Source organism: Clostridium sp. AWRP, assembly GCF_004006395.2.
Lineage (GTDB): Bacteria > Bacillota > Clostridia > Clostridiales > Clostridiaceae > Clostridium_B.
In genome coordinates this window covers 4,518,566-4,538,760 of the sequence record NZ_CP029758.2, presented here as the reverse complement: position 1 = coordinate 4,538,760, position 20,195 = coordinate 4,518,566, and the positions used below count along the sequence as shown (strand labels likewise).

At 30.6% G+C, this 20,195-nt stretch carries 15 protein-coding genes; 12 read left to right on the top strand and 3 right to left on the bottom strand.

Annotation, left to right across the window (positions count from 1 at the left end; translation table 11 throughout):
- Nucleotides 1–62 precede the first annotated feature (62 nt).
- Both DMR38_RS21380 and cooS read left to right on the top strand, forming a co-directional pair.
- Nucleotides 63–1,469 (top strand): PLP-dependent aminotransferase family protein, encoded by a 1,407-nt coding sequence (locus DMR38_RS21380; RefSeq protein WP_127723744.1) that lies wholly within the window; start codon nt 63–65, stop codon nt 1,467–1,469.
- Between the two features lie 393 nt (nt 1,470–1,862).
- Complete coding sequence (cooS, locus tag DMR38_RS21375; protein ID WP_127723742.1) at nt 1,863–3,755, top strand: anaerobic carbon-monoxide dehydrogenase catalytic subunit; 1,893 nt, start codon at nt 1,863–1,865, stop codon at nt 3,753–3,755.
- Nucleotides 3,756–4,166: 411 nt separating this feature from the next.
- Here the strand turns inward: cooS and DMR38_RS21370 are convergent, their stop codons facing one another.
- Complete coding sequence (locus DMR38_RS21370) at nt 4,167–4,925, bottom strand: DeoR/GlpR family DNA-binding transcription regulator (RefSeq protein WP_127723740.1); 759 nt, start codon at nt 4,923–4,925, stop codon at nt 4,167–4,169.
- A 501-nt stretch (nt 4,926–5,426) separates the two neighbouring features.
- Here DMR38_RS21370 and rhaB point away from each other — a divergent pair.
- The 8 genes from rhaB (at nt 5,427) to DMR38_RS21330 (ending at nt 14,444) form a co-directional block, all read left to right on the top strand.
- Nucleotides 5,427–6,881, top strand: coding sequence for a rhamnulokinase (gene rhaB, locus DMR38_RS21365; RefSeq protein WP_127723738.1), 1,455 nt, complete (start codon nt 5,427–5,429; stop codon nt 6,879–6,881).
- Between the two features lie 17 nt (nt 6,882–6,898).
- On the top strand, nt 6,899–8,158 hold the full coding sequence (rhaA, locus tag DMR38_RS21360; RefSeq protein WP_127723736.1) for an L-rhamnose isomerase: 1,260 nt from the start codon (nt 6,899–6,901) through the stop codon (nt 8,156–8,158).
- A gap of 9 nt (nt 8,159–8,167) precedes the next feature.
- Nucleotides 8,168–9,010 (top strand): rhamnulose-1-phosphate aldolase, encoded by an 843-nt coding sequence (rhaD, locus tag DMR38_RS21355; RefSeq protein WP_127724195.1) that lies wholly within the window; start codon nt 8,168–8,170, stop codon nt 9,008–9,010.
- Nucleotides 9,011–9,118: 108 nt separating this feature from the next.
- On the top strand, nt 9,119–10,384 hold the full coding sequence (locus DMR38_RS21350) for an MFS transporter (protein ID WP_127723734.1): 1,266 nt from the start codon (nt 9,119–9,121) through the stop codon (nt 10,382–10,384).
- 34 nt (nt 10,385–10,418) lie between these two features.
- Nucleotides 10,419–10,733, top strand: a complete 315-nt coding sequence (gene rhaM, locus DMR38_RS21345; protein WP_127723732.1) for an L-rhamnose mutarotase — start codon at nt 10,419–10,421, stop codon at nt 10,731–10,733.
- Between the two features lie 377 nt (nt 10,734–11,110).
- Nucleotides 11,111–12,127 (top strand): putrescine carbamoyltransferase, encoded by a 1,017-nt coding sequence (ptcA, locus tag DMR38_RS21340; protein ID WP_127723730.1) that lies wholly within the window; start codon nt 11,111–11,113, stop codon nt 12,125–12,127.
- 46 nt (nt 12,128–12,173) lie between these two features.
- The gene (gene arcC, locus DMR38_RS21335; protein WP_127723728.1) at nt 12,174–13,112 is read left to right on the top strand and encodes a carbamate kinase; all 939 of its coding nucleotides are present in this window, start codon (nt 12,174–12,176) and stop codon (nt 13,110–13,112) included.
- Nucleotides 13,113–13,238: 126 nt separating this feature from the next.
- Nucleotides 13,239–14,444, top strand: a complete 1,206-nt coding sequence (locus tag DMR38_RS21330) for an IS256 family transposase (protein ID WP_175413103.1) — start codon at nt 13,239–13,241, stop codon at nt 14,442–14,444.
- 250 nt (nt 14,445–14,694) lie between these two features.
- Here the strand turns inward: DMR38_RS21330 and DMR38_RS21325 are convergent, their stop codons facing one another.
- Together DMR38_RS21325 and DMR38_RS21320 are read right to left on the bottom strand one after the other, a co-directional pair.
- Nucleotides 14,695–16,137: a hypothetical protein gene (locus tag DMR38_RS21325; protein ID WP_127723726.1), complete on the bottom strand. Its 1,443-nt coding sequence runs from the start codon at nt 16,135–16,137 to the stop codon at nt 14,695–14,697.
- Between the two features lie 137 nt (nt 16,138–16,274).
- Nucleotides 16,275–17,144 carry an amidohydrolase family protein gene (locus DMR38_RS21320; protein ID WP_127723724.1) on the bottom strand — a complete coding sequence of 290 codons (870 nt, stop codon included), beginning with the start codon at nt 17,142–17,144 and terminating at the stop codon, nt 16,275–16,277.
- Between the two features lie 148 nt (nt 17,145–17,292).
- Between DMR38_RS21320 and DMR38_RS21315 the strand changes: the two genes are divergently transcribed.
- Nucleotides 17,293–18,630 (top strand): sigma 54-interacting transcriptional regulator, encoded by a 1,338-nt coding sequence (locus DMR38_RS21315; RefSeq protein ID WP_127723722.1) that lies wholly within the window; start codon nt 17,293–17,295, stop codon nt 18,628–18,630.
- 152 nt (nt 18,631–18,782) lie between these two features.
- Nucleotides 18,783–20,120, top strand: coding sequence for a sigma 54-interacting transcriptional regulator (locus DMR38_RS21310; protein WP_127723720.1), 1,338 nt, complete (start codon nt 18,783–18,785; stop codon nt 20,118–20,120).
- Nucleotides 20,121–20,195: the final 75 nt, after the last annotated feature.

Genomic DNA, 20,195 nt, shown 5'->3' with positions numbered 1-20,195 from the left:
GCCAACTATAGAAAAGCGTATGATTAAAGAATCATGATTTTGGGTTAAAAGGATGTGAACGTATGTTTGTTTTAAAGGATAAAAGTGATGTTCCATTATATATTCAGTTGTACCAGCAGTTTAGAGAGCAAATTTTAAGTGGTGATTTAAAGCCAGGTAGTAAACTGCCATCGACCCGAAAATTATGCAGTGATTTACATATAAGTAGAAATACTGTAGATGTAGCTTATCATCAACTATATTCGGAAGGATATTTAATTAGTAAACCTCGCAGCGGATATTATGTTGAAAAGTTAGATCTTTCCTATGTTCATGGTACAAAAGAAGCTTCTTATAATAAACCTATGCTGCCAGATGATTCGGATTCATTAATTCAATATGATTTTAAATATGGAAAATTAAATGAGAGTGAACTTCCTATGATGCAGTGGAGAAAACTTACAAATAAGTGTATAAAAAATTTTTCTAGTGAGATGACAAGTTATGGTCCAACTTTTGGAGAAATCAATCTTCGAGAAGAGATATTAAAATATCTTCATTATTATCGTGGGGTAGAATGTACATTAGATCAAGTTTTTATTGGAGCTGGTGTAAATTACTGTTTAGGTATGCTATGTCAACTTATTAAGGATATTACTACCACAATTGCAATGGAAGAACCAGGACATCATATAACCCGCCGTACCTTAGAAAATCATGGATTTAATGTGAAGCCTATTTCTCTTGATTCATCGGGACTGAATGTAATAGAACTAAATTGTACAAATACCAAAGCTGTGCATGTTACCCCATCACATCAGTATCCTTTAGGAATTATAATGCCTATTTCTAGAAGACTTGAGCTTATAGAATGGGCAATTAAAAACAATTCAATAATTATTGAAGATGATTATAGCTGCCACCTTAGATATAATACAAAACCTGTGCAGTCCCTTCAATCTCTTTGTAGTGATAGGGTTGTATATATCGGCAGTTTTTCAAAATTTCTATTTCCAACATTACGTTTATCATACATGATCATTCCTAAATGTATGTTAAATAAGTTTACTGCAATGTTTGATGGGTATCCACCTTCTGTTCCTTTTATTATCCAAAAAACTTTAGAACTTTTTATGAAAGAAGGGCATTGGGAAAGCTATCTTAGAAAAACCAATAGGATGCAGAAGAAAAAACATGATGCACTAGTTGAAAGTTTGAAAAGAATATTTGAAAACAAAATTTCTATTTATGGCATGAATGCTGGCCTTCATATTTTAGTACAAGTAAAAGCAAATATGTCGGAAAAGGAGTTAATTGACAGAGCACATGAAGTTGGTGTAAAAGTATATCCTACGTCGAAGTTTTGGAAATATCCTGAGAACAGTTTAAAAGGTACTGTTATGTTGGGATTTGGAGGAATAAAATTAGATGAAATTAATCCTGCTGTTAAACTTCTATATAAGGCGTGGACCGATAATAATGTAGATTAAAATAAATTGTTTTTGGCCTTCTTTTAAATTTTAAAGTTATAACTTTTAGTTGTATAAGTGTAAATTTAAGTTGTTTATCAAATGTAAATATGTGTCGTATAATTTAAACATAAACACAAATATGTTAGGGGTAATCTCATTATTAGTATAATAGTGAGAAAAATTATATTAAATACAATATATCCTTCTTATATAAAATAGCAAAAGTATCTTATAAAGATACATTGTATAATCTTAAAAATACCTAAAACCCTATTTAGTTAAAAAAAGATTAATAATTTTTACCCCTTCCATGTTAACCTTTACAAATTTGGTAGACAATTAAATTTTAACTATAATTAAAAAATAAAATCTGGGTATAAATTTATTATATTTTAAGGAGGTATTTTATTAATGGAAGACAGAAGGTCAGAAATAGTAGCAGCTGAGGAAGAGCTTATTGAAAAAGCAAAAAAAGATGGTGTAGAAACTGTATGGGATAGAAAAGCTAAAATGAAAGTACAATGTGGTTTTGGTTTAGCTGGTGTGTGCTGCAGAAATTGTGCTATGGGACCTTGTAGGGTAAGTCCAGTTCCAGGAAAAGGAGTATCAAGAGGTATTTGTGGAGCTACAGCAGATGTTATAGTTGCAAGAAACTTTGCAAGAATGTGTGCAGCTGGAGCGGCAGCACATTCAGATCATGGTAGGTCAATATGCCTTTATCTTGAAAACGCATCAAGAGATGGACAAATAAATATAAGAGATGAGAAAAAGCTTGCAGCTGTTGCAAAGAGATTTGAAATTGAAACTGAGGGAAGAGATATTTATGATGTAGCACATGATTTGGCCGCAGCTACATTGAATGAATATGGAAAACCTCATGGGAATTTGACTTTGCCTACAGCTTTGCCTAAAAAAAGAAGAGAAGTATGGGACAGGCTTGGTGTAACTCCAAGGGCAATTGATAAAGATATAGTTAGTATAATGCACTCAACTCACATTGGATGTTCAGGAGATGCAGAAAATATTCTTAAAATGTCAATGAGAGCATCCCTTGGAGATGGATGGGGTGGTTCTTATATTGCAACTGAACTTAGTGATATTCTATTTACAACTCCATCAGAAGTAGGAACTACAGCTAATTTAGGTGTATTAGAGGAAAATTCAGTTAACGTTATACTGCATGGACATGAGCCAGTACTTTCAGAAGCAGTTGTTGCAGCTGCTGAAGATCCTGAACTCATTGCTCTTGCAAAAGCTCAGGGCGCAGATGGAATAAATCTTTGTGGTATGTGTTGTACAGGAAATGAAATAGCACTAAGACATGGTATTAAGATGGCAGGAAACTTCCTTCAACAGGAACTTGCTGTAGTAACAGGTGCAGTTGAAGCATTGATAGTTGATGTTCAGTGCATAATGCCATCACTTGCAAAACTATCTCAATCTTATCATACTAAATTTATAACAACATCACCAAAAGCTAAGATAACAGATTCGTTATATATTGAGTTTGATGAAGACAATGCCTATGAATGTGGAAAACAGATATTGAAAGAAGCTATATTAAATTATAAGAATAGAGATAGAGAAAAGGTTCTAATTCCTAATGAAAAATGTGATGCAGTGGTTGGATTTAGTACTGAAGCTATAGTTGACACCCTTGACAAGGTTGTCAATTCAAATATAGATCACCTTCAAACAGTTAAACCTCTTGCAGATGTTATATTATCGGGTGTTATAAGAGGTGCAGCTGCTTTTGTAGGTTGTAATAACCCGAAAGTTGAACATGATGGACCTATAGTAAAAATGATCAAGTATTTAATCGCACATGATGTAATAGTAGTTGTTACGGGCTGTGCAGCTCATGCAGCAGCAAAGGCAGGATTGCTTTTAAAAGAAGCTAAAGAGATAGCTGGTCCTGGACTTAAAAAAGTATGTGATTTATTGAATATTCCACCGGTTCTTCACCAGGGTTCATGTGTTGATATCAGTCGTAATTTACAACTTGTTGGTGAGCTAGCAAACTATTTAAAATTGGATATTAGTGATTTGCCAGTAGTTGGAGCTGCTCCTGAATGGATGTCAGAAAAAGCAGTGGCTATAGGAATGTATGTAGTAGGTAGCGGTATAGATACATGGCTTGGTGTTGTTCCACCTGTAACTGGAGGTCCATTTGTTGCAGATTATCTGTTAAATAAGATGGAAGATGACTATGGTTCAAAATTCTTTGTAGAACCTGATCCAGATAAGGCAGCAGAACAAATGCTCCAAAGGATAGAGTCAAAACGTAAAAAATTAAATATTTAAAGATAAAAAACAAAGCAGGCATTTATCTAAAATGTCTGCTTTATTTTATGAGATTTATACGTTAGTCGTGAGAGAAAGTTTTAGGATAACTAGTAATTTCATAAAGTTTATTTGAAAAGTCTTTTTTACCAGGTATTCCACATGCATCTGCACGGCAGTGTTTAATATGTTAAGGAAAGATAGAATACTATAATGGTTTCATTATTTTAATACAACTCCAGCCATGTCACATCTTATATTAGGTGCAGATATAGCAATTGAAGAGTAGTACGGGATATAAAAAATTGAGTTCTATGGGATTATGTAGTTTTTAAGGAGCTATAAATACAAAAGTTTATTTGGATGGGGATGAACATAGATTTATATAAAAATTAAATCTATGTTCATCCCCCAAATATACGGAGTAAGAATTTAGAAGATAAGTTCTATATTGTGTTTATGTAAAAAATCTATCCAATCTTGAGAAGGACTATTATCTGTAACTATATAGTCTATATTATTAAAATCAAACAAGTGGATAAAAGCTACTTTGGTAAATTTTGAACTGTCTACTAATAGAAATACTTTACTAGATTGACTAGCCATAGCTCTTTTGAGCTCAACTTCAGATTCATTAGAATCAGTAATACCTTTATTTTTATCAAGTCCCTTACAACTTATAAAAGCTAAGTCGACATTATACTTTTTTATAACATCTTTGGAGATAGAACCTGTTAATGACATTGAATTGTAATTAAAAATTCCTCCAGTTGAAATAACATGTACAGAAGATCTTGATAAACTATTTAATATTTCAATGGAATTGGTCATAACAGTAATATCTTTAATTCCTTTGCATAGTTTCAATAATTCTAGAACAGTAGAACTTGAATCTGCCATAATTGTAGATTTTTCTTTTATAAATGGAAGTGCCTTCAGGGCAAGTTTTTGTTTTGCATCTAAATTTCTTGTTGCTCTTTTCAAGAATGGTTGATCATCATTAGTCTGTTCTCTATTTAATATAGCCCCTCCATAAGTTCTTGTTACGATGCCTTCCTGTTCTAATTTTTCTAAATCTCGACGAATGGTTTCTTCTGTAACTTCAAATAGTTTACTTAAATTATTTACATAAATTTTTTTTTCGTTCATAATAATTTCTTTTATCTTTTGTTTTCTTTCTATTGCTAACATAGGACAAAATACCTCCCATTAGTATATAAAACTATAATATATTATTTATTGTAACAGAATATAGTCCTTAAATCTATAGAAAGCAATACAAAATGTTGTTTTGCGTTGCTTTAGAAGCTAAATAAAGATAATTTTAAGATAGATATTACTAATCTTTTTGTCTACATATTAGTTATATAATTTTAGTAACAAATGATAATAAGGTTTTAGTGAATACTGTAAGTATAGTCTACCCAAATAAAGCTAGTATCTATTAAGATATTTATAAAGTAGTAAAAAATATAATTTTCATATTTCGAAAGGTTTTAAAATAGCAAATAAATTTTGAAATAAGAGGTTGATTTAATAACGGATGTAGATAAAATACAACAAAATAAAAGATAAAAGCAATAAATAACAACAAAATATGTTGACAACAAACACTAGCAAATATATAATATGTATGTAAACGAGTACAAAATATTTAATGATCGGGAGTTCTAAAAAGAGGTGTTAAATAAGATGAAATTTCACATAGCAGTAGATATAGGGGCATCTAGTGGACGTTTAGTATTAGGAAAAATGCTAAATAGTAAAATAGTCATTGAAGAGATCCACAGGTTTAAAAATAAAATTATAAGAAAAGACGGAGAGTATTTTTGGAATATAGATAATTTATATAACAATATAATAATAGGACTTCAAAAAGCTGCTAAGTTAGGAATAGATAAATGTACATTAGGAATAGATACCTGGGCAGTTGATTATGTTTTACTTGACAAGCATGGAAATAGAATATCAAAAGTTTATTCTTATAGGGATGAAAGAACAAAAAATGCTATAGAGGAATTTTCAAAACTCATATCACTTAAAGAAATATATAAAAAAACGGGGATTCAATTTTTAAATTTTAATACGCTGTATCAACTTTATGTACATAATAAAGATGAACTCAAACAGGCGGAAAAAATATTATTAATTCCAGACTATTTATATTATTTACTTACGGGAAATTATATAAATGAGATTACAAATGCCTCAACAACACAATTATTGAATTTGGAAACCAAAGAATATGATAGGGATTTGTTGAATATTTTAGACCTTAAAAGAAGCCAGTTTGCAAAACTAATTCAGCCTGGACAAAATGTTGGCAGTATAAAACAAAGTTTAAAAGAGAAGTATAACCTTCCAGAATGTACACTTATATCGGTTGCAACGCATGATACAGGATCGGCAGTCCTTGGAGTACCAGGATGTGACGAAAATTTTGCTTATTTAAGTAGTGGAACCTGGTCTTTGCTTGGCATAGAAATGAATAAGCCCATAAATAATAAAGTTGCATTTGAAAATAATTATACAAATGAAAGAGGAGCCTTTAACACTTACAGATTTTTAAAAAATATAATTGGGTTGTGGTTAATACAGGAGGTGCGTAGAAATTATAATAACAAATACAGTTTTTCGGAATTGGTTAACGAAGCTCTTAAAGTTCAAGCTTTTAAATATATTATAAATTGTAATGATTGTAGATTTCTAAAACCTGAAAACATGATAGAGGAAATTCAGAGGTATTGTAAAGAAAGTGGACAAAATGTTCCTCATACTGCAGGTGAGATATCAAGGTGTGTTTTCGACAGCTTAGCTCTTACTTATAGAAGATCTATTGAAGAACTGGAAGAAGTAACTGGAAATAGAATTAATACTTTGAATATAGTTGGTGGTGGAGTGCAAAATAAGCTTTTGTGTCAGACAACCTCAGATGTTATAGAGAGAGAGGTAATAGCAGGTCCGGTGGAATCAACGGCACTTGGAAATATAATGGTCCAAATGATATCAAGTTTTGAAATTGAAAATATTATTCAAGCGAGAAAATTAATTAGACAATCTTTTAAGATAGATGAATATAATCCTTGTAAAGTTAAAGATTTAAATGGTATATATGAAAGATTTTTAAAATTGTGTATTTTAAAATGATTTATGGAGGTAAGAATATGAATCAGAGTACATTAACGAGATATAACGAGGCTATAAAGTTATATGGCAAGTATGGAATTGATGTGGATAGGGTTTTGAACAAGCTATCTAAGGTAAAAATATCGCTGCATTGTTGGCAAGGGGATGATGTCAGAGGATTTTTAAACAAAGACCAAGAATTAACTGGAGGAATATCAGTTACAGGAAGTTATCCTGGAGCAGCTAGAAATATATCAGAACTTAGAAATGATATAGAAAAGGCACTTGCATTAATTCCTGGAAAGCATAAGGTAAATTTGCATGCAATATATGCAGACACTCATGAAAGAGTTGAACTAGATGAATTAGGACCCGAGCATTTTGAAAGCTGGGTTAAATGGGCTAAAGAAAATGGACTGGGACTTGATTTTAATCCTACATGTTTTTCTCATCCAAAATCTGAAGATGGATTTACACTAAGTAATCCTGATAAAAAAATTCGAGATTTTTGGATAAAACATTGTATGGCATGCAGGAAAATAGGAGAATATTTTGGAAAAGAACTTGGACAAAAATGTGTAACTAATATTTGGGTGCCAGATGGATATAAGGACACTCCAATAGATAGGTTGGAACCGAGAAAGAGATTGAAGGATTCTTTAGATGAAATATTTTCTCAGAACATAGATGAAAAATACAATTTGGATGCAGTTGAAAGTAAAGTATTTGGGATAGGCTCAGAAAGTTATGTAGTTGGTTCTCATGAATTTTATATGGGATACGCAATTAAAAATAACAAGGCAATATGCCTGGATACTGGACATTTTCACCCAACAGAAACTATCTCAAATAAAATATCATCAGTTTTGATGTTTACTGATGAACTGTTATTACATATAAGCAGACCAGTTAGATGGGATAGTGACCATATAGTTATAATGAGTGATGAACTTGAAGAAATTGCCCATGAACTTGTTAGAAATGATTTAATAAAGAGAACTCATATAGGATTGGATTTCTTTGATGGAAGCGTAAATCGTATAGCAGCATGGGTTATTGGAGCAAGAAATGTGATAAAGGCACTGCTTAAGGCTATGCTGGAGCCTACAGAATTATTAAAGAAATTGGAATTAGAAAAAGATTATACTTCAAGAATTGTGTTATTAGAGGAATTTAAATCATATCCATTTTCTGATGTATGGGATTATTACTGTGAAAAAATGAATGTCCCTGTACGTGAAGAATGGTTTGATGAAGTAAAACAATATGAAAAGGATGTATTAGTTAAGAGGAAATAGTTGAAAGGAATGATTACATTGGATAACAAATGCTGTAATAATAAAATATTAGAAGCCCCATTTTTAAAAGAAATGATGAAAGTTACTTATAATATGTGGAGAATGGGATGGGATGAACGAAATGGAGGAAATATAAGTTATTTGCTTTATGATGATGAAGTAAGTAAATATATTGATATAAATAAATTCACAAGGGAAATCAAATTATCTTTCCCGGTAAAAGAATTGGCAAATAAGATATTTTTAGTTACAGGAACAGGTAAGTATTTTAAAAATGTGATTGATTCTCCAGAAACAAATTTGGGAATAGTAAAGGTTTCAGAGAATGGAAATAGTATATACGTTCTTTGGGGATATGAGGATGGATCAAGTCCTACAAGTGAGCTGCCAGCTCATTTTATGAGTCATATAGAAAGGTTGAAAATTGACAAAAATCATAGAGTAGTTATGCATACACATGCTACAAATGTTATAACTATGACATTTGTTCATGAATTGGATGAAGCAGCTTTTACTAAAACATTATGGAAAATGTGTACGGAGTGTCTTGTTGTATTCCCAGATGGTGTTGGTATATTACCGTGGATGGTACCCGGAAGTGATGAAATAGGAAGAAAAACTGCTGAAAAAATGAAAGAATATCGTCTAGTTATATGGCCTTATCATGGCATATTTGGGACAGGTTCTACTGTGGATGAAGTTTTTGGACTAATTGAAACTGTAGAAAAGGCAGCAGAAGTTTACGTTAAAGTTTATTCATGTGGTCAGATTAAACAAGAATTAACTGACGAACAGTTAAAAGAACTTGCAAGGGGATTTAAAGTTAATGTGAGAGATGGAATATTAAAATAAAAGTGTTTTTTAGAAAAATTATTTCATAAGAACATATTTTATTTTGGAAGATGTTCTCATGAAAGTGTAATAATCAATAATTTTAATAAATGGGGAGGATGTTACATAATGGAAGTTTCTGAAAAAAGAAAACACTGGAAATGGACCATATCAGCAGCTTTGGCTAATTATTTGGATTCAGGATCTATTGTATCTGGTGCAAGTGCATTGACTCTTTGGACAGCTCAATTTCACTTGAGCAATACAACTGTTGGACTATTAGGAGCTATAAGTTCTAATGCAATATCTGCTGGGGTAGGAGCACTTATAGGAGGAAGAATTTGTGATAAGTTTGGAAGAAAAAAAATATATGCTTACGATCTTTTAGTATATATAATAGGTATGTTTATATTGGTTTGTGCTGTAAAACCGTGGATGTTGTTTTTAGGATATATAGTGGCTGGATTGGCTGTTGGAGCAGATATACCAGCATCATGGACACTAATTGCAGAGCAGGCACCCGCAGATTCAAGAGGAAAACATGGAGGTTTGGCACAAGCTTTGTGGTCGCTTGGACCTGTTTGCACATTAGCTTTATCATTTATATTAACTCCTTTGGGTATATGGGGAGCTAGAATAGTATTCTTACATCTTATAGTAATAGCATTTATAACATGGTTAATGCGTCATGATATGTCAGAATCTGAGACATGGGAAGAAGAACAAAAAAAGTTAAAGAACATAGATAAAAGTGAAAAAGTTAGTGTATCTAGCTTATTTAAAGGCCAAAATTTAAAGTCAATTATTTTTCTTGTAGCTATGTATGGATTGTGGAATTTGGTAGCAGGAACTGGAGGATTTTTCTTACCATATATTCTTCAAAATTTTGGGTCCCAATCACAAGCAACTAGCGTGGGTCTTCAATGTCTGGAATTTGCAATATCTGTATTTACAACAGTAACTATATTTATGCGTTTTAGCGATAGTTCCAAAGGTAGAAAGTGGACATTTTTTATAGGGGCTATAGTAAACGTTACCTCTATGGCGTTGTTTGCATTCTTCAAATTAAATTTTGTTATTTCTCTATCATACGTTATACTTTGGGGGATTGGACAGGGTATGGCACAGCAGCCATTTTTCCAATTATGGTCAAGTGAACTTTTCCCTACAAGATTTAGATCTACAGCACAGGGAATTATGTTCTCAATTGTACGTATTGGGCTTGGATTTTGGAGTTTCTTCGTACCAACATTAGCAACATTGGGATTTCAGGGATTAGCTTTAACCATGACTGCTTTCTTATTAGTAAGTATGATAGTTGGCATAGTATTTGCCCCTAAGACATCTGGTAAGAGTTTAAAACAAATTGAAAAAGAAATGAATATGTCTATATAGTATAATGTAAATATTATAGATGGAGGATTGTTATATGATTAGAAAAGCTTGTAAAATGAAGGTATATAAGAATTGTTATGATGAATATAAAAAAAGGCATGATGAAATATGGTCTGAAATGAAAGAAGAATTAAAAAAACATGGATATGATAATTATTCTATATTTTTAGATGAGGAAACAGGATATTTGTTTTCATATGTTGAAGCTAGAGATGAAAAATCATACAATGAAATGGCAAATACTGAGATTTGTCAAAAGTGGTGGAAGTATATGAAAGATATAATGGAAACTAATGAAGATAGCAGCCCTAAAAGTGTAGATTTGAAGAAAATATTTTATTTACCTTAAATGTCATATTTTGAGCCTAGGTAGCGTAAAAGTTATTCTAGGCTTTATTTTTGTATAGTGGAATTATTTACAAGCAGCATTTTAGCTTGGAATAGATTTTATTGTTATGTCAAATAAACTTGCGTACAATTTCTAATATATAAAAAATGTATGTCATTTTGAAATATAGGAACTGATTTAAATACAGTAAATTTTTGTGACACATCCCAAATTGAAATAAGTTATTTAATATTTCAAGTATGGTATTTCAGTAAAATAGCCATTTCCTTATGATTAATTTTTGGCATGGATATTGCTAAATAGTTATGTGAGAAAACTTTTACAAGTAGTAATAAAAAATTCATAACAAAATATTAATTTTTAGGAGGAAGAAAAAAATGGCAGTAAAGGATTTTATAGATACAAATGATTTTACAAAGGAAGAATTAATGGATATCATAAACTTATCCTTAAAGTTGAAAAAGTGTATTAAGAATGGATATTATCCACAATTGCTTAAACATAAAACATTAGGAATGATTTTTCAACAGAGTTCAACTAGAACAAGAGTATCTTTTGAAACAGCAATGGAGCAACTTGGTGGACATGCACAGTATTTAGCTCCAGGTCAGATTCAGTTAGGAGGACATGAAACTATCGAGGATACAAGCCGTGTTTTATCTAGATTAGTAGATATCCTTATGGCACGTGTAGACAGACATAAGAGCGTAGTTGATCTTGCAAAAAATGCTACAGTACCAGTAATTAACGGTATGTCTGATTACAATCATCCAACTCAGGAAATGGGAGACATTTGTACTATGACAGAACATTTACCAGAAGGAAAGAAACTGGAAGATTGTAAAGTTGTATTTGTAGGAGATGCTACTCAGGTATGTGCTTCCTTAATGTTTATTACAACTAAATTAGGAATGCATTTCGTTCAATATGGCCCAAAAGGTTATCAATTAAAGAAAGAACTTACTAAGATTGGAGAAGAGAATTGTAAAGTATCTGGTGGCTCATTATTGATTACAGATAACGAAGATGAAGCATTAAAGGATGCAGATTTCGTTTATACTGATGTTTGGTATGGTTTATATGATGCTGAACTTTCTAAAGAAGACAGAATGGCAATATTCTATCCTAAATATCAAGTAACTAAAGAAATGATGGCAAAAGCAAGCCCTAATGTAAAATTCATGCATTGCCTACCTGCAACAAGAGGAGAAGAGGTAGTAGATGAAGTAATAGATGCTGATTATTCTATCGTGTTTGATGAAGGTGAAAACAGATTGACAGCTATGAGAGGATTACTTGTATATTTCTTAAATCAAAATGCAAAAAAAGAAGATAAAGTTGCACAAATGAAGGCTAGAGCTGAATTGGAAGTAGTCCTAAATTCTATTGGCTAGTAGGAATAATTATCTATAGAAATTTGTACAAATAAAGGAGAAAAATATGTCAAGAATTGTGATTGCTCTTGGGGGAAACGCTTTAGGAAAAACTCCGATAGAACAACAAAAAATGATAGATAATGCAGCCCCATCTTTAATTGGATTAATCAAACAGGGGCATGAAATAATTATAAGTCATGGCAACGGTCCTCAAGTAGGAATGATTAGTCTGGCACTTGATATTGCTTCAGCTAACAATGATAAAGTTGCAAAGTTTGAACTACCAGAGTGTACGGCTATGAGTCAGGGATATATAGGATATCATTTGCAAAAGGGCTTAAAAAAAGAACTAAAGAAGCAGGGGATGCCATGGCATGTGGCAACTGTAGTAACACAAATGTTAGTAGATAAGAATGATAAGGCTTTTAAATGTCCTACAAAACCAATTGGGGGATTTTATTCAAAAGAAGAAGCATTAAAGATGATGGAAGAAGACCCTAAATTAGTAATGAAAGAAGATGCAGGAAGGGGTTACAGGCAGATGGTTGCATCCCCTAAGCCAGTTGATATTGTAGAAAAAGATTCTATATTAAACCTGCTTGACCATGAATTTATAGTAATTGCCTGCGGCGGTGGTGGTATTCCTGTTGTCTTAAATGAAGATGGTGATTATGAAGGAATTCCAGCAGTTGTTGATAAAGACTTTGGTTCTGCCAAATTGGCAGAACTTGTAGATGCAGATTATCTGTTTATTTTAACAGCAGTTGATCGTGTTGCTATCAATTATGGAAAGCCAAACCAGAAGGAGCTAAAAGAAATATCCGTAGAAGAGGCAAAAAATTTAGCTAGTGAAGGCCATTTTGCACCAGGAAGTATGCTTCCTAAAGTAGAGGCTGCAGTTCAGTTTGCGACTAGCAAAGCTGGAAGAAAATCAGTAATTGCTTCTTTAGAAAAGGCACCACTTGCTATGAAAGGTCTTAGTGGTACAGTAATTACTTTGTAATAATATCTGAGCCTGTGATAAAAAGTCTGTAAATCAAATAAAAACATAAAGCTTTCTATGATAAAATAAAAATTATAGGAGGCTTTTTTTATGGCAAGGAAAAAAGATGTTTATAAGGTAAAACCAATGACAGATGGTAAGAGAAATATTATAACTTCTCTTATAAGTGAGTATGATATCAAATCTGCAGAGGACATTCAAGATGCACTGAAAGATCTACTGGGAGGAACTCTTCAGGAGATGCTGGAAGGTGAGATGGACAACCATCTTGGCTATGAAAAGTATGGACGCTCAGATGAAGCTAACTACAGGAATGGTAAGAAAAGCAAGAAAGTACGAAGTAAATATGGTGAAGTAGAGATTGATGTACCTCAAGATAGGAACAGTACATTTCAGCCGCAGGCTGTAGCAAAGCGCCAGAAGGACATATCAAGCATAGAAGACAAAATAATATCGATGTATGCAAAAGGTATGACTACAAGACAAATATCTGAAATTATTGAAGACATATATGGTTTTGAAGCAAGTGAAAGTATGATATCTAACATAACAGACCGCATATTACCAGAGATTGAACAGTGGCAGCAGCGTCCATTGTCTACAGTTTATCCAATTGTTTTCATAGATGCAGTACATTTTTCTGTTAGAGATAATGGTATAGTAAAAAAACTTGCGGCCTATATAATCATGGGAATAAATGATGCCGGAATAAAAGATGTGCTTTCCATAAATATAGGTGAGAACGAGAGCAGCAAATACTGGCTTGGTGTTTTAAATGAGCTTAAAAACAGAGGAGTTAAAGATATCCTCATACTTTGTGCAGATGGTCTTTCTGGCATAAAAGAATCTATAAATGCGTCCTTTCCGGACACAGAATACCAAAGATGCATCGTACATCAGATAAGAAATACACTTAAATATGTATCTTATAAACACAAGAAAGATTTTGCAAAGGATCTTAAGAGTATATATCAGGCTCCATCTGAGGAAACTGCTCATAAAAATCTGGAAATTGTAACTAAGAAGTGGAATGATAAATATCCAGGATCTATGCGAAGCTGGTTGAAAAATTGGGATGCTATAACCCCTATATTCAAATTTTCACCAGAAGTCAGAAAAGTAATATATACAACGAATGCCATAGAAAGCCTTAATAGCACATACCGCAGATTAAACAGTCAAAGAAGCGTATTTCCAAGTGATACTGCACTTCTAAAGGCACTTTATCTTGCAACATTTGAGGCAACTAAGAAATGGACGTCAGTCCTCAGAAACTGGGGTAAGGTTTATGGTGAACTATCCATAATGTATGATGGCAGACTTCCCGAATAAAATTTTTATAAAAATAACGCCTTTTTTCTTAGGCGTTATTGACATACTCATTTTTAAATTATATATTTGAAATTAAGACAGAAATAATTTTTTACATAGCTGTCTTTCTAAAATATCATAGAAAGCTAATTTACAGAAAAAATCTAACACTCTCTAATATCTATTAAAATATTTGCTAGATTAAAAGTACCATATAAAATTCCAGGTTGGAAATTTATATGGTACTTTTTAGTACTGTCTAAATATAATATTAGCTTTTCTTATAGTAGTTAATTTTTTTAAGGTTCTTATTTAAATTATTTGAAATCTCTTTTAAATTTACTATTTCTTCGAGAATTCCTTCAATTGCTTTTGCCTGATCGTTTATGCCATCAGATATGTAAACATTAGCACTATTGACTTTGTCAAACTTTTCAATTATTTTATTGTTATAATTAAATAGTTCGTTTTCCGATAATTTATTATTTCTTATATCATTGGCATTTAGTTCATGTAAAATATCTAATGACAGATTAAACATGTTATTTATCTCTTCTAATTCGTTATCAAGATTATCCATATACTTTTTAATAAGTTTGGTGTCAGGGCTTTTTGTATTATTTAAGCATACAAGTTTCAACTTATTAAAGTTGTCAGTAACTTTTTTAACTTCTTCATTGAAATTGTCAACTAAGTTTTTAAAACCAGTATAAGTTTTTTCAAGGTTTGTTGTATAATTATTTTTATTTTTTCTTATAGTTTCTATAGTAAAATTTCTTATATTTTCGTAGGTATAAACCATTTCCTCAACTATTGATGTAATTACTTGAGCAGATAAATTTACTTTATCTACTAAAGAGTTCAATTTTTCTGCTTTTAATTCAATTTCTCTGGAATTTTGAGAAATTATTTTTATTAAAAAGCTTATGTTTTTATTCATAGTGTTAATAGTATGAGTAAAATCTTTTATCTCCTTGATTTTAATAATAGATTCATCAAAGTCTGAGGAGAAATCACCCTGTGAAACTTTTAATACAAGCCCATTTAATGATTTTATAACCTTATTTATAGGTTTAACAGAGAAATAACTAATAAGTATTCCAATTAAACAGGTGAGTAAAAACAATAAAATAAATGTTATAAATACTTTATGTTTTAAATTTATTATTTCCTGTGCTGATATATCTACTCCAATTAAAGCTACTACTTTTCCCCTGGAATTATAAAGAGGAGCATATGCTGAATAAAATGTACCTTCAAGGTCAGTAATAGGAGTATCTAAAACTGTAACTTTCCCATTATAGTATGCTGACTTCATTTTATCATTAAACATATAATCTTTCATAAAGGTTGATTGTGCATCATAGGAAGCAAGTACAAACTTTGTATGTGAGTTATCTGATTTTATCATAGTATATACATCAGATACATTACTTTTACGTCTGAATTCTGTAAGGATATTACACATTTCTTTATATTGCTTTGAAGTATAAGTAGTTATTTTTTCGTGTTCGTCTCCATTTATAATATATTGGGATGCTACTGCAACTTTTTTTAGGGCATCTTTTGTATCATTTATCATTATATTTGTACAATATACATAATAAATTACTGATGTTAATGCTACACATAAAATTATTATAAATAAGAATCTTTTTATTATGTATTCATAAAATGTTATTACTTTGTCAGATTTAAGTTTCAATTTTTTCATTCTATCCCTCCGGATTATCTAGTGTAGTTAATATTGTGATACTCTTATAATAATGTTAAATGTAGTTATTTTCAATAAGAATATAGTCCCATTGAGAATAGAATAGGTAAATGTTATGAGTTAAATACTCATAACATTTACCTAAAAAAGTTATTCAATTTAGGAAATACTTTTAAAGCATTTTTATAAAAGATATAATCATAAAATTTTTCATCAAAAAGGGACTTTATAAGTTCAACATAATTTTTTATAGGTACCAATGGCCAGTCTGTTCCAAATAGAAATTTTTCGTACCAATTTGGAATAACTTTAATAAATGTAATTCCTCTTTGAATATGCTGGATAAAATACTGGTCATTTTTAAATGCCTCGATATCATTTTGATTTCCTACTAAAAGTCCTGAAAGATCAGTGTAAACATTGGAATTTTTATATATCACTTCAGCAGCACTCATTATCCATGGGTTTCCAAAGTGAGCAATAACAAAATTTATATCTCTATGGTTTACTGCAAGTTCATCTATGTGTATTGGATGAGAATATTTTACAAGGGCTTTGCTTGAATATGGATCACCGCCATGGATGACAACTGGTATTTTATAAGATGAAGCTAATTTATATATAGGGTCGTATATTTTGTCCCAAACATAATAAGGATAATATCCCGGATAAATTTTTAATCCTACTACTTTACTATTTTTAATTCTTTTTTCAATTTTTGATAGTTCTTCATCATTTAATTTTTGTGGATTAATTCCTAAACAGTAAACTAGATTATCAGGTATTTTTTCTTCAAGATCTAAATCCATAGGATTATTAGAATTTAAATCTGGAAATCCTCCAATTTCTTTTTCTGTTAATCCCATACCTATGCCCATGATTACGTGGCTTTTTTCAAATTCCTCCTTTAATCCTGTACTGGAGTAGTTTACTTTTGATAAGTTTAAGGCTGCTTCTTTAAAACTATTAATATTTGAAAAATGTAAATGTGAATCAATTATTTTCATTTAAATCACTCCTTCAAATTAAATAATGAAGCATAAACTATACCAAATGATTAAGTAAAATATAATTAAAAGTGAATTTTAATATTTGTAGAAATTTGTAGAAAATTATGATATTATAAAGTGAATTAGAAGAAAAGAGTGATTGTATATGTTCATTTTGAAGTATTATGATGAAAAAAATGCTTTCAATAACAGTATTCTTGATAAATATATCAATATTATGAATATGTATGATAAAGGCGTAATATTTTTTGATTTAATTAAAAATACAGCTTACTTCAATGAAAAATGTAAGAATATTTTTAATACTGATAGTGGTATGAGCGAAATTGAAAAGTTTATAAATGGTATAGAAAAAGATTTTTATGAAGATGATAGAGAAAATAAAGAAGTAAATTTGACAGGCTTAGAAACTGATATTACATATACAATTAAACATTTAATAGAAGGAAAAAAAATAAAGTATATTTTATGTACTATTGAAAGGAAGTCCAATAAAAGAAATATCGAAAAAAGTTCATATATTTCTAAAATCATTGGTGAAAGCGATGTCATGTTAAATCTCAAGGCAAAGGTTAAAATAGTTGGAAGATACGATTCTACCATTCTTTTATTGGGACAGACAGGTACAGGAAAAGAACTGTTTGCAAAAGCTATTCATGATATTTCACCAAGGAGGAATAAAAAGTTTATAGTAGTCAACTGTGGTGCTATACCTGATTCACTTCTGGAGAGTGAACTCTTTGGTTATGAAAAGGGAGCCTTTACAGGTGCAAACTCCAATGGAAAAGTTGGAAAGTTCGAAGAAGCTGATGGAGGAACAATTTTTTTAGATGAAATAGAAAATATGAGCCAGTTTATGCAAAATAAAATATTAAGAGTTATAGAAGATAGAAAAATATGCAGAATAGGTTCAAATAAAGAAGTTGGTGTAAACGTTAGAATAATAGGGGCAACAAATATAGAACTTAAAAAGATGGTAGAGGAAGGTAAATTTAGAAAAGATCTATATTATAGACTAAATGTAATATGTTTTAAAATTCCCAGCTTGATAGAAAGAAAAGATGACATTTTTCTCATAAGTGATTATTTGATTAAAAAGTATTGTAAGATATTTAAAAAAAATATAATTGATTTAAGTGCTGAAGTTAAAAAGTTATTTAAGATTCATAAGTGGGATGGTAATGTAAGAGAACTTAGGAATGTAATTGAATATGCAATGAATTTTGAAAACAGCAATTATATAACTGAGACAAGTTTGCCAAATGAATTTATAGGAGAAGATGAAGTAAAAATAGAGCCAAAAGATATTATATCAATTGAGGAAATGGAAAAGGAAATACTTAGAAAGACGTTAGACTGGTTTGGGTGGGATGAAGCTGGAAAAATTAAAGCCGCAGAAGCTCTTGGAATAAGCAGGTCATCAGTTTACAGAAAAGTTATAAAGTATGGACTTGAATATAGTGTAAACAATATTTCAAATTGAGATGTCAAATTGAGATGAATTTATAATTTAATATAATGAAAAACCCTTTAAATCATATGTTTATAGGGTTTTTTTATTTGGTATAAATGTTGCTTGTAAAAAGTACTATAAGTTTATAAATTAAAAAATTAAGCTAAAAAGGGATGTTGTATATGTTTACTTTAAAATATTATGATAAAAAAAATACTTTTGATAACAGTATTCTTGATAAGTATATTAATATCATGGATATGTATGATAGAGGCGTAATATTTTTTGATCTAATTAAAAATATAGCTTACTTCAATGAAAAATGCGGAAATATTTTTAATACTTATAGTGATATGAGCAAAATTGAAAAATTTATAGATGGTATAGAAAAGGATTTTTATAAAGATGATGAAAAAAATAAAGAAGTAAAGTTAATTGATATAGAAGACAGTATTACATATGCAATTAAACATCTAATAGAAGAAAAAAGAATAAAGTATATTTTATGCACTGTTGAAAAGAAAGCAAATGCAGGAAATAGTAAAGAAAGAGAGTACCTTTCTAGAATTATTGGCGAAAGTAGTGTTATGCTAAATCTCAAGGAAAAAGTTAAAATAGTTGGAAGATACGATTCTACCATTCTTTTATTAGGACAGACAGGCACAGGAAAAGAACTGTTTGCAAAAGCTATTCATGATATTTCACCAAGGAGGAATAAAAAGTTTATAGTAGTCAACTGTGGTGCTATACCTGATTCACTTCTGGAGAGTGAACTCTTTGGTTATGAAAAGGGAGCCTTTACAGGTGCAAACTCCAATGGAAAAGTTGGAAAGTTCGAAGAAGCTGATGGAGGAACAATTTTTTTAGATGAAATAGAAAATATGAGCCAGTTTATGCAAAATAAAATATTAAGAGTTATAGAAGATAGAAAAATATGCAGAATAGGTTCAAATAAAGAAGTTGGTGTAAACGTTAGAATAATAGGGGCAACAAATATAGAACTTAAAAAGATGGTAGAGGAAGGTAAATTTAGAAAAGATCTATATTATAGACTAAATGTAATATGTTTTAAAATTCCCAGCTTGATAGAAAGAAAAGATGATATTTTTCTCATAAGTGATTATTTAATTGAAAAGTATTGTAAGGTGTTTAGAAAAAATATAATTGGCTTAAGTCCTAAAGTTAAAAAATTATTTAAGATTCATAAGTGGGAGGGGAATGTAAGGGAACTTAGAAATGTAATTGAATATGCAATGAATTTTGAAAACAGCAATTATATAACTGAGGCAAGTTTGCCAAATGAGTTTATAGGAGAAAATGAAGTAAAAATAAAGCCAGAGGGTATTGTGCCAATTGAGGAAATGGAGAAGGAGGTGCTTAGAAAAACACTAGATTGGTTTGGATGGGATGAAGCTGGAAAGATTAGAGTTGCAGAGGTTCTTGGAATAAGCAGGTCATCAGTTTACAGAAAAATTGCTAAATATCACCTCGACCCCCCCGACATGATTAATATTTCTTGATAAAGATTAGTATGTTATTATATTTAAAATTAGCATGAAAAATATAATAACATACTAATTTTAATTTTTTGTACA

Coding starts and splice junctions, on each gene's coding strand:
- DMR38_RS21380 (WP_127723744.1), top strand. CDS start 63: ATGTTTGTTTTAAAGGATAAAAGTGATGTTCCATTATATATTCAGTTG.
- cooS (WP_127723742.1), top strand. CDS start 1,863: ATGGAAGACAGAAGGTCAGAAATAGTAGCAGCTGAGGAAGAGCTTATT.
- arcC (WP_127723728.1), top strand. CDS start 12,174: ATGTCAAGAATTGTGATTGCTCTTGGGGGAAACGCTTTAGGAAAAACT.
- DMR38_RS21315 (WP_127723722.1), top strand. CDS start 17,293: ATGTTCATTTTGAAGTATTATGATGAAAAAAATGCTTTCAATAACAGT.
- rhaM (WP_127723732.1), top strand. CDS start 10,419: ATGATTAGAAAAGCTTGTAAAATGAAGGTATATAAGAATTGTTATGAT.
- DMR38_RS21330 (WP_175413103.1), top strand. CDS start 13,239: ATGACAGATGGTAAGAGAAATATTATAACTTCTCTTATAAGTGAGTAT.
- rhaA (WP_127723736.1), top strand. CDS start 6,899: ATGAATCAGAGTACATTAACGAGATATAACGAGGCTATAAAGTTATAT.
- DMR38_RS21310 (WP_127723720.1), top strand. CDS start 18,783: ATGTTTACTTTAAAATATTATGATAAAAAAAATACTTTTGATAACAGT.
- ptcA (WP_127723730.1), top strand. CDS start 11,111: ATGGCAGTAAAGGATTTTATAGATACAAATGATTTTACAAAGGAAGAA.
- DMR38_RS21370 (WP_127723740.1), bottom strand. CDS start 4,925: ATGTTAGCAATAGAAAGAAAACAAAAGATAAAAGAAATTATTATGAAC.
- rhaD (WP_127724195.1), top strand. CDS start 8,168: ATGATTACATTGGATAACAAATGCTGTAATAATAAAATATTAGAAGCC.
- DMR38_RS21320 (WP_127723724.1), bottom strand. CDS start 17,144: ATGAAAATAATTGATTCACATTTACATTTTTCAAATATTAATAGTTTT.
- rhaB (WP_127723738.1), top strand. CDS start 5,427: ATGAAATTTCACATAGCAGTAGATATAGGGGCATCTAGTGGACGTTTA.
- DMR38_RS21350 (WP_127723734.1), top strand. CDS start 9,119: ATGGAAGTTTCTGAAAAAAGAAAACACTGGAAATGGACCATATCAGCA.
- DMR38_RS21325 (WP_127723726.1), bottom strand. CDS start 16,137: ATGAAAAAATTGAAACTTAAATCTGACAAAGTAATAACATTTTATGAA.